This window comes from Rhodoplanes tepidamans, assembly GCF_030813915.1.
Classification (GTDB): Bacteria; Pseudomonadota; Alphaproteobacteria; order Rhizobiales; family Xanthobacteraceae; genus Rhodoplanes; species Rhodoplanes tepidamans.
In genome coordinates this window covers 344,886-358,880 of sequence record NZ_JAUSUJ010000002.1, presented here as the reverse complement: position 1 = coordinate 358,880, position 13,995 = coordinate 344,886, and the positions used below count along the sequence as shown (strand labels likewise).

13 protein-coding genes and 1 other RNA gene are annotated in these 13,995 nt (G+C 70.6%); 7 read left to right on the top strand and 7 right to left on the bottom strand.

The features are described 5' to 3' along the window. Positions 1-21: 21 nt before the first annotated feature. From fba to tkt, 5 genes are all read right to left on the bottom strand, one after another. On the bottom strand, positions 22-1,110 hold the full coding sequence (gene fba / locus J2S22_RS04300; RefSeq protein WP_272778895.1) for a class II fructose-bisphosphate aldolase: 1,089 nt from the start codon (positions 1,108-1,110) through the stop codon (positions 22-24). A gap of 28 nt (positions 1,111-1,138) precedes the next feature. Next, positions 1,139-2,338: a phosphoglycerate kinase gene (locus J2S22_RS04295; RefSeq protein WP_272778896.1), complete on the bottom strand. Its 1,200-nt coding sequence runs from the start codon at positions 2,336-2,338 to the stop codon at positions 1,139-1,141. 128 nt (positions 2,339-2,466) lie between these two features. Continuing rightward, a complete protein-coding gene (locus tag J2S22_RS04290) occupies positions 2,467-2,610 on the bottom strand; it encodes a hypothetical protein (protein WP_272778897.1) in 144 nt (47 codons plus the stop codon). A gap of 26 nt (positions 2,611-2,636) precedes the next feature. Beyond that, positions 2,637-3,644 (bottom strand): type I glyceraldehyde-3-phosphate dehydrogenase, encoded by a 1,008-nt coding sequence (gene gap, locus J2S22_RS04285; RefSeq protein ID WP_272778898.1) that lies wholly within the window; start codon positions 3,642-3,644, stop codon positions 2,637-2,639. Positions 3,645-3,764: 120 nt separating this feature from the next. Beyond that, positions 3,765-5,768, bottom strand: a complete 2,004-nt coding sequence (gene tkt, locus J2S22_RS04280) for a transketolase (protein WP_272778911.1) — start codon at positions 5,766-5,768, stop codon at positions 3,765-3,767. 475 nt (positions 5,769-6,243) lie between these two features. Here tkt and J2S22_RS04275 point away from each other — a divergent pair, with 475 nt between their 5' ends. The 7 genes from J2S22_RS04275 (at position 6,244) to J2S22_RS04245 (ending at position 11,051) form a co-directional block, all read left to right on the top strand. Continuing rightward, a complete protein-coding gene (locus tag J2S22_RS04275; protein WP_272778899.1) occupies positions 6,244-6,528 on the top strand; it encodes a DUF4164 domain-containing protein in 285 nt (94 codons plus the stop codon). Positions 6,529-6,620: 92 nt separating this feature from the next. Next, positions 6,621-7,007, top strand: coding sequence for a cell division protein ZapA (locus tag J2S22_RS04270; RefSeq protein ID WP_272778900.1), 387 nt, complete (start codon positions 6,621-6,623; stop codon positions 7,005-7,007). A gap of 100 nt (positions 7,008-7,107) precedes the next feature. After that, positions 7,108-7,265: non-coding RNA, 6S RNA (ssrS, locus tag J2S22_RS04265), on the top strand. Positions 7,266-7,316: 51 nt separating this feature from the next. Next, the gene (locus tag J2S22_RS04260) at positions 7,317-7,910 is read left to right on the top strand and encodes a 5-formyltetrahydrofolate cyclo-ligase (RefSeq protein ID WP_272778901.1); all 594 of its coding nucleotides are present in this window, start codon (positions 7,317-7,319) and stop codon (positions 7,908-7,910) included. A gap of 145 nt (positions 7,911-8,055) precedes the next feature. Continuing rightward, positions 8,056-8,880 carry a TIGR00282 family metallophosphoesterase gene (locus J2S22_RS04255; protein ID WP_272778902.1) on the top strand — a complete coding sequence of 275 codons (825 nt, stop codon included), beginning with the start codon at positions 8,056-8,058 and terminating at the stop codon, positions 8,878-8,880. Between the two features lie 259 nt (positions 8,881-9,139). After that, on the top strand, positions 9,140-10,126 hold the full coding sequence (locus J2S22_RS04250; RefSeq protein WP_272778903.1) for an MBL fold metallo-hydrolase: 987 nt from the start codon (positions 9,140-9,142) through the stop codon (positions 10,124-10,126). A 178-nt stretch (positions 10,127-10,304) separates the two neighbouring features. Continuing rightward, positions 10,305-11,051 (top strand): YebC/PmpR family DNA-binding transcriptional regulator, encoded by a 747-nt coding sequence (locus J2S22_RS04245; RefSeq protein WP_272778904.1) that lies wholly within the window; start codon positions 10,305-10,307, stop codon positions 11,049-11,051. A gap of 133 nt (positions 11,052-11,184) precedes the next feature. On the opposite strand, the gene scpB is transcribed toward J2S22_RS04245, so the two are convergent. Continuing rightward, positions 11,185-11,964, bottom strand: a complete 780-nt coding sequence (scpB, locus tag J2S22_RS04240; protein WP_272778905.1) for a methylmalonyl-CoA decarboxylase — start codon at positions 11,962-11,964, stop codon at positions 11,185-11,187. A 218-nt stretch (positions 11,965-12,182) separates the two neighbouring features. Then, positions 12,183-13,994 (bottom strand): GGDEF domain-containing protein, encoded by a 1,812-nt coding sequence (locus tag J2S22_RS04235; protein WP_272778906.1) that lies wholly within the window; start codon positions 13,992-13,994, stop codon positions 12,183-12,185. Position 13,995 lies beyond the last annotated feature (1 nt).

The following is a 13,995-nucleotide window of genomic DNA, read 5'->3' as shown; positions in this document are numbered from 1 at the left end:
AGGCAACCGAAGCGAGATACCTCACTCCGCCGCGGCGGCGGTCTTGCCGATCACCGGGTCGAGCTTGCCGGCGGCGTAGAGCCTGGCCATCTCGGCGGGCGTGACGATCTTCTTGATCTTCGACGCCTGGCCGGCGGTGTTGAACTCCTGGAAGCGCTGCTTGCACAGCTTGGTCATCGCCTCCATGGCCGGCTTGAGATACTTGCGCGGGTCGAACTCGCTCGGGTTCTCGGTGAGCACCTTGCGGATCTGGCCCGTCATCGCCATCCGGTTGTCGGTGTCGATGTTGATCTTGCGCACGCCGTTCTTGATGCCGCGCTGGATCTCCTCCACGGGCACGCCCCAGGTCGGCTTCATCTGGCCGCCGTACTGGTTGATGATGTCCTGGAGGTCCTGCGGCACCGAGGACGAGCCGTGCATCACCAGATGGGTGCCGGGCAGGCGGCGGTGGATCTCCTCGATCACGTGCATGGCGAGGATGGCGCCGTCCGGCTTGCGGGTGAACTTGTAGGCGCCGTGGCTGGTGCCCATGGCGATCGCCAGCGCGTCGACCTTGGTCTCGGCGACGAACTTCACGGCCTCGTCCGGATTGGTGAGCAGCTGGTCGTGGCTGAGCTTGCCCTCGGCGCCGTGGCCGTCCTCCTTGTCGCCCATGCCGGTCTCCAGCGAGCCGAGCACGCCGAGCTCGCCCTCGACCGAGATGCCGCCGAGATGCGCCATGTCGACGACCCGCTTGGTGACGCCGACATTGTAGGCCCAGTCGCCCGGCGTCTTGCCGTCCTCCTTCAGCGAGCCGTCCATCATCACCGACGTGAAGCCGGCCTGGATCGCGGTCATGCAGGTGGCCGGGCCGTTGCCGTGGTCGAGATGCACGCAGACCGGGATCTGCGGATAGATCTCGGTGACGGCGTCCATCATGTGCTTGAGCATGATGTCGTTGGCGTAGGAGCGGGCGCCGCGGCTGGCCTGGATGATCACCGGCGCGTCGAGCGCGCTCGCCGCCTCCATGATCGCCAGCGCCTGCTCCATGTTGTTGATGTTGAAGGCGGGCACGCCGTAGTCGTTCTCGGCCGCGTGGTCGAGGAGCTGCCTGAGTGTGATTCTCGCCATCGTCGTCTCCCGTCCTGTTTCGCGCTGATTACTTCGCCCTGAGGATCTCGACGCCCGGCAGCACCTTGCCCTCGAGCATCTCGAGGAAGGCACCGCCCGCCGTGGAAATGTAGGTGAACCGGTCGGCCGCGCCGGCGTGGTTGAGGGCCGACACCGTGTCGCCGCCGCCCGCCACCGTCACCAGCTTGCCGGCGGCGGTCAGCTCGGCGGCCGCCTCGGCGATCTCCACCGTGCCGGTGTCGAACGGCTCGATCTCGAAGGCGCCGAACGGGCCGTTCCACAGCACCGTCTTCAGCCGCTCGAGCTCCGACACGACGTGCTCGATCGAGCGCGGGCCGATGTCGAGGATCATGTCGGCCGGGCCGACCTCGTCGAGGCCGACCACCCTGGAGGGGGCGTGCGCCTCGAACTTCTCGGCCACCACGGCATCGACCGGCAGCACGATCTGCTTGCCGTTCGCCGTCGCCTTGGCGAGGATCTCGTTGGCGGTCGGGATCAGGTCCTGCTCGCACAGCGACTTGCCGACCGGATGGCCCTGCGCGGCCAGGAACGTGTTGGCCATGCCGCCGCCGATGATCAGCACGTCGACCTTGTCGAGCAGGTTGCCGAGCAGGTCGAGCTTGCCGGAAACCTTGGCGCCGCCGACCACGGCGGCGACCGGCCGCTGCGGCTGCTCCAGCGCCTTGGTCAGCGCCTCCAGCTCCGCCTGCATGCTGCGGCCCGCATAGGCCGGCAGCTTGTGGCCGAGGCCTTCGGTCGAGGCGTGGGCGCGGTGCGCCGCCGAGAAGGCGTCGTTGACCCACACGTCGCCGAGCGCCGCGAGCTTGTCGACGAAGGCCGGGTCGTTCTTCTCCTCTTCCTTGTAGAAGCGGGTGTTCTCCAGGCACAGCACGTCGCCCGGCTGCATCGCGGCGACCGCCTTCTCGGCGACCTCGCCGACGCAGTCCGCGGCGAAGCCGACCGGCTTGCCGATCACCTCGGCGACCGCGGCGGCGACCGGGGCGAGCGAGAACTTCGGATCCGGCCCCGCCTTCGGACGCCCGAAATGCGACAGCAGGATCACCTTGGCGCCCTTGCCGGCGAGTTCGGTGATGGTCGGCGCCGCCCGCTCGATGCGGGTCACGTCGGTGACCTTGCCGTTCTCGGTCGGCACGTTGAGATCGAGGCGGACGAGGACGCGTTTGCCCTTCACGTCGGCCTGGTCGAGTGTGCGGAATGCGGTGGTCATGGGATCCCTAGCCGAAAGAGGTGTCGTCGAGACGGCCGCGGCCGCGCCAGGTGACGTCCGTGTCGTTCAGGACGTCCGTGTTCAGGTCGTCTGCGATCAGGGCACCGACGGCACGAGGCGCGGTCTGGTCACGAACCGCCAAGCGTGATCCTCGGCCAGTCCTCGGTCCTGCGGTCCCGGTCGGGCTCGACCTTGGTTCCCTGCCGGAACGCGAACGCAATGAAGGAGAGCAGGGCCACGACAGCGCCGATCCCGAGAATCGTCCCCGCCATGGCGCCTGCGCTCCGGTCGTCGAATGTCAGATCAGCTTCGCCATCGCCACCGCGGTGTCGAGCATGCGGTTGGAGAAGCCCCACTCGTTGTCGTACCAGGACATCACGCGCACCAGGGTGCCGTCCATGACCTTGGTCTGGTCCATGTGGAACACCGAGGAGTGCGGGTCGTGGTTGAAGTCCGACGAGACGTTGGGCTGCACCGTGTAGCCGAGGATGCCCTTGAGCTGCTGCTCGGCGGCCGCCTTGATGGCCGCGTTGATCTCGTCCTTGGAGGTCGCCCGCTTGGCGTTGAACTTGAAGTCGACGACCGAGACGTTCGGGGTCGGCACCCGGATGGCGACGCCGTCGAGCCGGCCCTTGAGCTCCGGCAGCACGAGGCCGACCGCCTTGGCGGCGCCGGTCGAGGTCGGGATCATCGACAGCGCGGCGGCGCGGGCCCGGTAGAGGTCCTTGTGCACCTGGTCGAGCGAGGGCTGGTCGTTGGTGTAGGAGTGGATGGTGGTCATGAAGCCCTTGTCGATGCCGATGGCGTCGTTGAGGACCTTGGCGACCGGGGCGAGACAGTTCGTGGTGCAGGAGGCGTTGGAGACGACCAGGTGATCCTTGGTCAGCTTGTCGTGGTTGACGCCGTAGACGACGGTCAGGTCGGCGCCGTCCGACGGGGCCGAGACCAGCACCCGCTTGGCGCCGGCGTCGAGATGCACCTTGGCCTTCTCCTTGGCGGTGAAGATGCCGGTGCACTCCATCACCACGTCGATGCCGAGCTCCTTCCACGGCAGCTTGGTCGGATCGCGCTCGGCCGTGACCCTGATCTTGCCGTGACCGACGTCGATCGAGTCGCCCTCGACCTTCACCTCGCCCGGGTAGCGGCCGTGCACGGAATCGAAGCGCAGCAGGTGCGCGTTGGTCTCGACCGGGGCGAGATCGTTGATCGCGACGAACTCGAGGTCCGTGCGTCCCGCCTCCGCGGCCGCGCGCAGAACGTTCCGCCCGATCCGGCCGAAGCCGTTGATTGCCACCCGAACAGCCATGCTGGTCTCCCTTCCATGCCCACAAGCACAGCCCGGCGGGCTGCGCGCCATGTCGATCCGATTTCGATGCCGGCCACCTTGATATAGGTCGGTTCTACCCGATCCGTCCGGCGGCTTTTTTTACAATGCCTGCAATTTGCTCAGTGCGACCTCGGCGACCCGCTCCGGCGTGATGCCGAAGTGGCGGTAGAGGTCCGGCGCGGGGGCGCTGGCGCCGAAACCGGTCATGCCGACGAAGCCCCCCTGCGATCCGACGATCGCATCCCAACCCTGACGGATGGCGGCCTCGACCGCAACCCTCACGGGCGCGTCGCCGATCACGGCCTCGCGCTCGGCGTCCGGCCGGTCGAAGAACAGCTCGAAGCACGGCACCGACACGATGCGGGTCGGAATGCCGTGCTCGGCGAGCCGCTTGCGGGCCGCGACCGCGATCGTGACCTCGGACCCGGAGGCGAACAGCGACACCCGGGCGGGCCCGCCCTCGGCCGGGAGCAGCTCGTAGGCGCCGCCGGCGCACGGGTTCTCCGTGGCGGTCGCGTCGCGCAGCTGCGGCAGGTTCTGGCGCGACAGCGCCAGCACGCTCGGCCGGTGGTTCGAGGCGAGGGCCAGCGCCCAGCACTCGGCGGTCTCGACCGCGTCGCAGGGGCGGAACACCTGCAGGTTCGGCATCGCCCGCAGCGCCGCGAGATGCTCGACCGGCTGATGCGTCGGCCCGTCCTCGCCCAGCCCGATCGAGTCGTGCGTCATCACGTGGATGACGCGGCGGCCCATCAGGCAGGCGAGCCGGATCGACGGTCGACAGTAGTCGGAGAACACCAGGAACGTGCCGGAATACGGGATGATGCCGCCGTGCAGCGCCATGCCGTTCATGGCCGCCGCCATGCCGTGCTCGCGGATGCCGTAATGAATGAAGCGGCCGCCGTAGTTCTCCGGCGTGAGCGCCGGCATGCCCTTCGGCCGGGTGTTGTTCGAGCCGGTGAGGTCGGCCGAGCCGCCGACCAGCTCCGGGAAGGCCGGCACCAGCACGCCGAGCGCCAGCTCCGAGGAGGAGCGGCTGGCGCGGTCCTTGGGATCGGCGGCGAGCTGGCGCTTGATCTCGGCGAGCGCGGCGTCGAGCATCTCGGCCGGCACCGCGCCGGCGATGCGGCGCTCGAGCTCGGCCCGCGCATCGGCCGGCAGCGCGGCGACGCGCTGCTGCCAGGCGGCGCGCGCGTCCCGCGCACGCGCCCCGGCGGCCCGCCAGGCCGACAGGATGTCGTCCGGGATGACGAAGGGCGCCGCCGTCCAGCCGAGATTCCTGCGGGTGCCGGCGATCTCCTCGGCGCCGAGCGGCGAGCCGTGCGACTTCTCCGAGCCCGCCTTGGTCGGCGCGCCGAACGCGATGGTGGTCCGGCAGGCGATCAGGCTCGGCCGGTCGCTCTTCTGCGCGGCCTCGATCGCCGCGAGGATCGCGTCGGGATCGTGACCGTCGATCCGGCAGGCGGCCCAGCCTGCCGACTCGAACCGCGCGAGCTGGTCCACCGAGTCCGACAGCGAGGTCGGCCCGTCGATCGAGATGTGGTTGTCGTCGTAGAGGACGATCAGGCGCGACAGCTTCAGGTGGCCGGCGAGCGCGATCGCCTCCTGGCTGATGCCCTCCATCAGGTCGCCGTCGGAGGCCAGCACATAGGTGTGGTGGTCGACGATGCCGGCGCCGTACGCGGCGGCGAGATGGCGCTCGGCGATCGCCATGCCGACCGCGGTGGCGATGCCCTGGCCGAGCGGCCCGGTGGTCGTCTCGACGCCCTCGGTGGCCTCGACCTCGGGATGGCCGGGGGTCAGCGAGCCGAGCTGGCGGAAGCGCTGGATCTGCTCGATCGACACCGACGCGAAGCCGGTGAGGTAGAGCAGCGCGTAGAGCAGCATCGAGCCGTGGCCGGCGGAGAGCACGAAGCGGTCGCGGTCGAACCAGTGCGGATCGGCGGGATCGAACTTGAGGACCCGGGTGAACAGCACCGTGGCGATGTCGGCGGCGCCCAGCGGCAGCCCCGGATGTCCCGACTTCGCCTTCTCGACGGCGTCCATGGCGAGGGCCCGGATCGCGTTCGCCATCCGGTCGTGCTCGGCGCGGGAGAGGGAAGAAATGGTCGGCCTCCTGTGTCGGATGCGGAGGGTCGGCGTCGGCCGCGGTGCACCTTCAGGGACCTGACGGAGTCGGGGGAGGCGGACGTCGCGACGGCACCGGCCGAAGGCCTCGTCGTTCGTGAGGCTTTTCGACCTGATAGGCAGGTCGCACCCCCCTGTCAACGCGGCAGCACGGGGCCGCGCGACCGCGTGCCGCGGGACTCGCGCCCTGGCTGTCCGGCCGGTGTGCACCGCATTGACGCGACGCTGCGAAAGCCCGTAAGCTTCGCGCTCCATCTGCTTGCCATATCATGCTTTCGGGCGACCCCGGAGCGACCGTGCCGGGAGCGACCTGAACGGGACGACCTGAACGGGACGACCTGAACGGGACGACCGGGACGGGACGACCGAGACGGGGGCGCCGGGACGAAGGCGGCCGGGCCGGCTCGGGGGAGACGGCCCGCGGCGGATGGAGGATGGCGGAGCGAGGGGCGCCATGACCGACACCAATGCCGCCGAGGCGGCCAGCACGCGGCTCCAGCGGGCGCTGGCCGCGCTGGAGGAGGCGGTCGAGCGCCGGCACGAGCTGGAGCGCGGCCGCGGCGTGCTGTCCGAGCAGGTCCACACGCTCGGGGTCGACCGGGCGCGGCTCGCCGACGCCCTCGACCGCCAGACGGCGCGGGCGGAGCGCCTGGACAGCGTCGGCCGCGAGGTGGCGGGGCGGCTCGACGAGGCGATCGCCACGGTCCGGACGGTGCTGACCGGCGGCGACGCCGGCTGACCGACGGGGGGACGGATGCGGCGAGGCGCGGCTCGGCACGGTCCCAGGCAGCGAGATCCCGCGCGACGAGATTCGGCGCCACAAGGTTTGCCATGGCCCATGTCAGCGTGACGATCAACGGCCGGCAGTACCGCATGGCCTGCGACGACGGGCAGGAGCACCATCTCGCCCGCCTCGCCCACGACCTCGACCAGCGCATCACCCGGCTGCGCACCAATTTCGGCGAGATCGGCGACATGCGCCTCACCGTGATGGCGGCGCTGCTGATCGCCGACGAGCTGTCGGAGTCGTCGCAGCGGGTGCGCAAGTTCGAGGAGGAGGTCGCCGGCCTGCAGGAGGCGCGCCGGGCGGCCTCCGAGCGCAGCCAGGCGACCACGGCGGCGATCGCGGCGGCGCTCGACTCGGCGGCCGAGCGCATCGAGCGCGTCACCCGCACCCTCAACCAGGGCTCCGACGGCCACGAGCTGCCGGCCGGCTGACCGCCGCTCCGTCACTCTTTCGCAACGGATTCGCAACCGATGCCGGTTCCTCTCCTCGGCCGGGTGGCGGTGCGGGGGCCGAGCGACTAGATTGGGTCGTGCGGGGCTGCGGGGTGCGTTAGGGGTCTTTTCCCCGGGGCCTTATCGATCCTGAAGGGAGCTGTCCCTGGCCGGGCCCGTGGGCCCGGACATATGGCGCCCACCTACCATGGTAGGGAACCCGGGATCGCTTACTCCGACGGCTTTTGCGGCTCCGCACTCCTTCTCTCTCGCAGCACTCTTCCGCTCGCCCGGCGTGAATCCCGAATCATGACATCGAAGCCCCCGATCGATCCGGTCGCCGCCGAGAAGGCGGCGCTCCGCAGGGCGGCGCTCGACCGCCGCGACGAGATCCCGGCCGAGCATCGTGCCGCCGCGGCGGCGGCGATCGCCGCCCGCCCCCTGCCCGTCCCGGTCACGGCCGGCACCGTCGTGTCCGGCTACATGGCGATCCGCAGCGAGCTCGACCCGGCCCCGCTGATGCGCCGCTTCGTCGAGAACGGCACCGGCCTCGCCCTGCCGGTGGTGCGCGGGCGCGGACAGCCGCTCGCCTTCCGGGCCTGGGCCCCCGGCGTGCCGCTGGTGACGGCCGGCTTCGGCCTGCTGGAGCCCGCCCCCGAGGCGCCCGAGGTGGTGCCCGACGTGCTGCTGGTGCCGCTCGCCTGCTTCGATCGCACCGGCCACCGGATCGGCTACGGCGCCGGCCATTACGACACGACGCTGGCGGCGCTGCGGGCGGAGCGGCCGGTCGTCGCCATCGGCATCGCCTTCGCGGCCCAGGAGATCGCCCGGGTTCCGGCGAACGGCCGGGACGCGCGGCTCGATCTCGTGCTAACGGAGGCCGAGGTCATCGATTGTCGCTAGGGCACGAGGCCGGACCGCGGCCCCCGGGTCGCGGCACCCGGGTCGCGAATCGATCGTGCAGGGCGGCCGTGGATAGAGAGCGCGGTGGTCGCGGTCCGGTGCCGACCGGGCCCCACGCCGCCAGAACATTTCGGGACGTGCGAGCGTGCGGATTCTCTTCATCGGCGACGTGGTCGGTCGCAGCGGCCGGGCCGTGGTGCTGGACAAGCTTCCCGAGCTGGTGCGCGACTGGAGGCTCGACTTCGTCGTCGTCAACGGCGAGAACGCGGCCGGCGGCTTCGGCATCACCGAGCTGATCTACCACGACCTGCTCGCCGCCGGGGCCGACGCGGTGACGCTCGGCAACCACTCGTGGGACCAGCGCGAGGCGCTGGTGTTCATCGAGCGGGCCGAGAAGCTGGTGCGGCCGCTCAACTACCCGCCCGGCACGCCGGGCCGCGGCGTCGCCCTGGTCGAGGCCCGCAACGGCGCCCGCGTGCTGGTGACCAACCTGCTCGGCCGCGTGTTCATGGATCCGCTCGACGACCCGTTCGCGGCGGTGGAGCGCGAGATCACGGCCTGCCCGCTGCGCGACGCCGCCGACGCCATCGTGGTCGACATGCATGCCGAGACGACCAGCGAGAAGCAGGCGATGGGCCACTTCCTCGACGGCAAGGCGAGCCTGGTGGTCGGCACCCACACGCACGCACCGACCGCCGACCACCGGATCCTGCCGGGCGGCACCGCCTTCATGACCGACGTCGGCATGACGGGCGACTACGACACCGTCATCGGGATGGCCAAGGACGAGCCGCTCAACCGCTTCCTGCGGCGCATCCCGGGCGGCCGCTTCGAGCCGGGCGCCGGCCCCGCCACGCTGTGCGGCCTCGCGGTCGAGACCGACGACAGGACCGGCCTCGCCGCCAGGGTGGCGCCGGTGCGGATCGGCGGCACCCTGGAGGCCGCCGTGCCGGCCTTCTGGGCCGCCTGACCGGCGGCCGCACCGCCCGACCGACCCGGCCGCCGCCGTCACGCGCCCGCCGTGTTGCCGGGCCATATGGCATCCGGCTGACCAATTCGGTGGTCATTCCGGGGCGGCGCGCAGCGCCGAACCCGGAATCCAGCCGAGAACCCGGAGGCTGTCGCTGGATTCCGGGTTCGCGGCTTCGCCGCGCCCCGGAATGACGGCGAACGGATCACCCGGAAACAGTATCAGAGGTCCGGTTCCGCAGCCGGAAGGAGGTTTCGCCATGCCCGGACACCCGCCCCCGCTCTCCCGCCGCACCCTGCTGACCGGCGCCGCCGCGCTCGCCGGCGCGACCCTCGCCGCCGCGTCGCCGGCGCTCGCCCGGGCGCCGATGCGCGGCACCCCGGCCCCGGGCTTCTACCGGTTCCGGCTCGGCGCCTTCGAGCTGACCGTCGTCTCCGACGGCCCGCTGGCGCTCGGCGCCCCCAAGGACGACCTCCTGATCGGCCTGTCGGGCGAGGCCTTCGCCAAGGTGCTGGCCGACAACTTCCTGCCGGCCGACATGCAGCTCGACCAGAACGTCCTGGTGGTCAACACCGGCGAGCGACTGGTGCTGTTCGACACCGGCCTCGGCTCGGCCAGGACCATGGGGCCGCACAGCGGACGGCTGCCGGCGAACCTCGCCGCCGCCGGCATCGCGCCCGCCGACATCGACGCCGTGGTGCTGACCCACGCCCATCCGGACCACTGCTTCGGCCTGGTGGCGGACGACGGCAGCCGCGTGTTCCCCAATGCGCAGGTCCATCTCGCGCAGGCCGATCTCGACTTCTGGACCGACCAGGGCAAGCTCGGCGACGACGGGCTGAAATGGATGATCGAGGGCGCCCGCCGGCACCTGCTCCCCTACCGCGACCGCATGGTGTTCGTGCGCGACGGCGCCGAGGTGCTGCCCGGCATCCGGGCGATCGCCGCGCCCGGCCACACGGTCGGCCACACCGTCTACATGATCACGTCGGACGGCAAGGCGCTGCTCAATGCCGGCGATCTCGGCCACCATCACGTGCTCAGCCCCGAGCGGCCGCGCCTCGCCTTCGCGTTCGACACCGACGGCGCCCGCGCGGTGGAGAGCCGGCTGCGCCTCTACGACATGCTGGCAACCGACCGGATCCCGTTCGTCGGCTACCACTTCCCGTGGCCGGGCGTCGGCCATGTCGGCCGCCACGGGGACGCGTTCCGCTACTACCCGGCGCCGATGCGCACGGTGCTCTGAGGCGGCGGCCGGGCGGGCGCCGCCCGGCCCCGCCCCTTGCGGGCCGGGCCCGAATATGGCTTTTGCCGGCGCGCCTCGCTATATCTGGCGCCTCACGCGATCCCGAGACGCCGGCGCGCACGCATCCCGCGGTTGCGGCGCGGCGCCCTGACAAGACCGAGCCCGACAGGACCCGACCATGGCCGGACATTCCCAGTTCAAGAACATCATGCACCGCAAGGGCCGGCAGGACGCGATGAAGTCCAAGCTGTTCGGCAAGCTGGCCCGCGAGATCACGGTCTCGGCCAAGCTCGGCACGCCGGATCCGGCCATGAACCCGCGCCTGCGCGCCGCCATCATCGCGGCCCGCGCCGAGAACATGCCGAAGGACAACATCGAGCGCGCCATCAAGAAGGCGTCGGGCGGCGAGGCGGAGACCTACGACGAGATCCGCTACGAGGGCTACGGCCCGGGCGGCGTCGCCGTGATCGTCGAGGTGCTGACCGACAACCGCAACCGCACCGCCTCGGACGTGCGCTCCTACTTCACCAAGTCGGGCGGCAACCTCGCCGAGACCGGCGCGGTGTCGTTCATGTTCGACCGCCTCGGCGTGATCGAGTACGGCCCCGAGGTCGCCTCGGCCGACGCCATGCTGGAGGCGGCGATCGAGGCCGGCGCCGACGACGTGGTGTCGTCGGAGGGCGGCCACGAGATCTACGCCTCGCAGGAGACCTATCGGGACGTCGCCAAGGCCCTGGAGGCGACGTTCGGCGAGCCCAGGAAGGCCGCGCTGGTGTGGAAGCCGCAGAACTCGGTGGCGGTCGACGACGAGCAGGCCGAGAAGCTGTTCAAGCTGATCGAGACGCTGGAGGAGCACGACGACGTCCAGCACGTCTACGCCAATTTCGAGGTCTCCGAAGCCGCCATGGCCAAGATGGGGGCGTGAGGCACCTCGTATCCCCCACCCCCGTCATGGCCGGGCTCGTCCCGGCCATCCACGCCTTCACTGCCGAACGGCGCCCGAGACGTGAATGCCCGGCACAAGGCCGGGCACGACGAATCCGAACCAGGTCTCCTGATCACTTCCCCTCGAACACCGGCTTGCGCTTCTGCTTGAAGGCGCGCAGGCCCTCCAGGTAGTCCTGGCTGTCGTAGACGACGCGGCGCAGGCCCTGCAGGCGCTCGAAGCCTTCGGGGCTCACCGGGTGGGCGCCTTCGAGGATGCGCAGCTGCTCCTTCATCACCGAGACGGCGAGCGGCGCGTTGGCGGCGATGTCCCTGGCGATGCCGTAGGTGACGGTCTCCAGCTCCTCCACCGGCACGATGTGGTTGACCATGCCGAGGTCGAAGGCGCGGGCGGCGCTCACCGGCTTCGCCGTGAACGCCATCTCGCGCACCGTGCAGGCCGGCGCCGCGTTGAGGAAGGTGAGCATGCCGGAGATGTTGTAGGGCACCGACAGCTTGGCCGGCGTGATGGCGAAGCTCGCGGTCGGGGCGATCACGATGATGTCGCAGGCGAGCACCACCTCGCAGGCGCCGCCCCACACGCTGCCCTCGACCATGGCGATCACCGGGATCGGGTAACGCGAGATCTCGCGCACCAGATGGCGCACCGGGTCGTCCCAGCCGAGCGGGTCGCGGTGCCCCTCGGGCAGCTCGTCGATGTTGAAGCCGGCCGACCACACCTTGACGCCGGGCTGCGCCCGGATCACCACGGCGCGCAGGTGGTCGTCGCGGAAGGCGGCCAGCGCGTCGCACAGCTCGCCGATCAGCGCGCTCGACAGCGCATTGCGCTTCTCGGCGTTGTCGAGCGTGACGGTGCCGACGAAGCCGTCGCGCGACGTGCTGATCAGGGCCATTGCGGGTCTCCGGAAGGATCGAGGTGCGGCACGGCCTAGCTGATTTGCCGCCGATCCGGCAGTCGGAAGAATGCGGGGCGCGGGGTGGGGCTCGAGCCTCGGTCGTTCCGGGGGCGCCGCGCAGCGGCGACCCCGGAATCCAGCGGCGAACTCCGAGAACCGGGCTGGAGTCCGGGGTTCGCGCGTTCAGCGCGCCCCGGAATGACCCGGGATGCAGCTCACGCCGTGAACACGCACCAGACCATGGCGCCGGGCTCGTGCTTGGCCTGCGACTTCGCCCGCGCCATCGCGGCGTGGATCTTGTCGAGGTCGCTGGTCACGGTGCCGGGGGCGAGCTCCAGCACGGCGGCGCTGCAGCGGAGCAGGTCGAAGCGGCGGCTGCGGCCGTCGCGGTCGCGCCCGGTGATGAAGCCGAGCCGCTGGTCCTCGAGCCCGTAGAGCTTGCGCGCCTCGCGCCGGAACTCGTCGAGGAGGTCGGCGAGCGTGGCGCGCAGGATCGCCGGATCGTGGTCGCGGAAGCCGGCGAAGAAGTCGTCGCCGCCGACATGGCCGAGCAGCACGCCGGGGCCGCCGAGCGAGCGCCGCATCAGCGTGGCGAACAGCGAGATCGCGCGGTCGCCGTGCGGAAAGCCGTAGCGGTCGTTGAACGGCTTGAAGTCGTCGAAGTCGAAGTAGCAGAGATGGCGGAGCGCGTCGCCGTCGAGCGCGTTGACGGCGACGAAGTCGGTGATCGACAGGTTGCCGGGCAGCTCGGTGAGCGGGTTCTGGTCCTGCGCCTGCTGGATCTTCTTGTCGTTGATGACCGACAGCAGCGCCGCCGTGGACAGCACCCCGATGTATTCGAGGTTCTCGGTGACGATCACGCCGTCCGAGCCCTGGGCGGTGGCGAACACCTCGAGGATGTGCTCGGCGTCGCTGGCGATGTCGACGATCGGACAGGGGGTGACGAAGGACGAGATGCGGCGCTGATAGGCGCGGTTGTTGAGCAGGTCGCGGCCGAACGGCATGTAGATGTACTGCTTGAGGTCGCGCTCGTGGATGAGGCCGCGCGGCTCGCCGGCGTCGTCGACCACCGGGAAGAAGTGCTCCTGCGGAGCCTGGCGGAACAGCTCGAAGACGGCCGGCAGCTCGGCGTCGATCGTCACGGTCGGCAGCGCCGCCATCTGGTTGCGGATCAGGAGCTCGTCGGTCTTGCGGTCGCGCCGGTGCTTGGCCCGGGCCGTCACCACGTGCGGATAGGTCGACAGAATCTCGGAGATCTCGCAGGTCGGGCGGGCGACGAACCAGCCCTGGACGAGGTCGCAGCCGGCCTCGCGGCAGGCGATGTACTCGGCCTCGGTCTCCACCCCCTCGGCGATCACCCGGATGCCGAGCACGTGGGCGAGGCTCGAGATGGTCGTCACCAGCAGCCGCTTGCGCTGGCTCTGCGCCATGTCGCGGATGAAGTGGCCGTCGATCTTGATGTAGTCGATGCCGTGGTCGCACAGCAGCTTGAGCTCGGAGACGCCGAGCCCGAAATCGTCGATGGCGAGCCGCCCGCCCATGGTGCGCAGCGTGCCGACCACCGCCCCGAAGGTCGGCTCGGCGTCGTTGTCGTAGCGCTCGGACAGCTCGAAGCACAGGGTGGAGGCCGGGATGCGCTTGCTCTCCAGTACCTTGGCGACCGAGCCGAGAATCTGGTGGCCGGCCGACAGGGCGCGGCCGTCGAGATTGATGAACAGCTTCTTGCCGGCCGCGTCGGGCAGGCTGGCGAACTTGGTGATGGCGCGGGCGTGCAGCATCTGCTCGAGCGGCACCAGCACGTCGGCCTCCGCCGCGTGGTCGAGAAGCGCGATCGGCGAGGCGAGCCCGAGGCGGTCGAAGCCGCGCATCAGCGCCTCGTAGCCGTAGACATAGCCGGTGTTGATCTCGACGATCGGCTGCAGTGCGTAGTCCACCACCAGCTTGGCGAGCGGGACGATGTGGTCGCGGCCGAGCCGCGGCAGCATGGGGGCGCCTGCCGACGGCAGAGCAGGAAGCGGTACGGTCATG

Excerpts from the sequence above, each read along its gene's own strand:
- scpB (WP_272778905.1), bottom strand. The coding sequence starts at position 11,964 with ATGGCCCTGATCAGCACGTCGCGCGACGGCTTCGTCGGCACCGTCACG.
- J2S22_RS04270 (WP_272778900.1), top strand. The coding sequence starts at position 6,621 with ATGGCCCATGTCAGCGTGACGATCAACGGCCGGCAGTACCGCATGGCC.
- J2S22_RS04290 (WP_272778897.1), bottom strand. The coding sequence starts at position 2,610 with ATGGCGGGGACGATTCTCGGGATCGGCGCTGTCGTGGCCCTGCTCTCC.
- J2S22_RS04245 (WP_272778904.1), top strand. The coding sequence starts at position 10,305 with ATGGCCGGACATTCCCAGTTCAAGAACATCATGCACCGCAAGGGCCGG.
- J2S22_RS04260 (WP_272778901.1), top strand. The coding sequence starts at position 7,317 with ATGACATCGAAGCCCCCGATCGATCCGGTCGCCGCCGAGAAGGCGGCG.
- J2S22_RS04250 (WP_272778903.1), top strand. The coding sequence starts at position 9,140 with ATGCCCGGACACCCGCCCCCGCTCTCCCGCCGCACCCTGCTGACCGGC.
- fba (WP_272778895.1), bottom strand. The coding sequence starts at position 1,110 with ATGGCGAGAATCACACTCAGGCAGCTCCTCGACCACGCGGCCGAGAAC.
- J2S22_RS04295 (WP_272778896.1), bottom strand. The coding sequence starts at position 2,338 with ATGACCACCGCATTCCGCACACTCGACCAGGCCGACGTGAAGGGCAAA.
- gap (WP_272778898.1), bottom strand. The coding sequence starts at position 3,644 with ATGGCTGTTCGGGTGGCAATCAACGGCTTCGGCCGGATCGGGCGGAAC.
- J2S22_RS04235 (WP_272778906.1), bottom strand. The coding sequence starts at position 13,994 with ATGACCGTACCGCTTCCTGCTCTGCCGTCGGCAGGCGCCCCCATGCTG.
- J2S22_RS04275 (WP_272778899.1), top strand. The coding sequence starts at position 6,244 with ATGACCGACACCAATGCCGCCGAGGCGGCCAGCACGCGGCTCCAGCGG.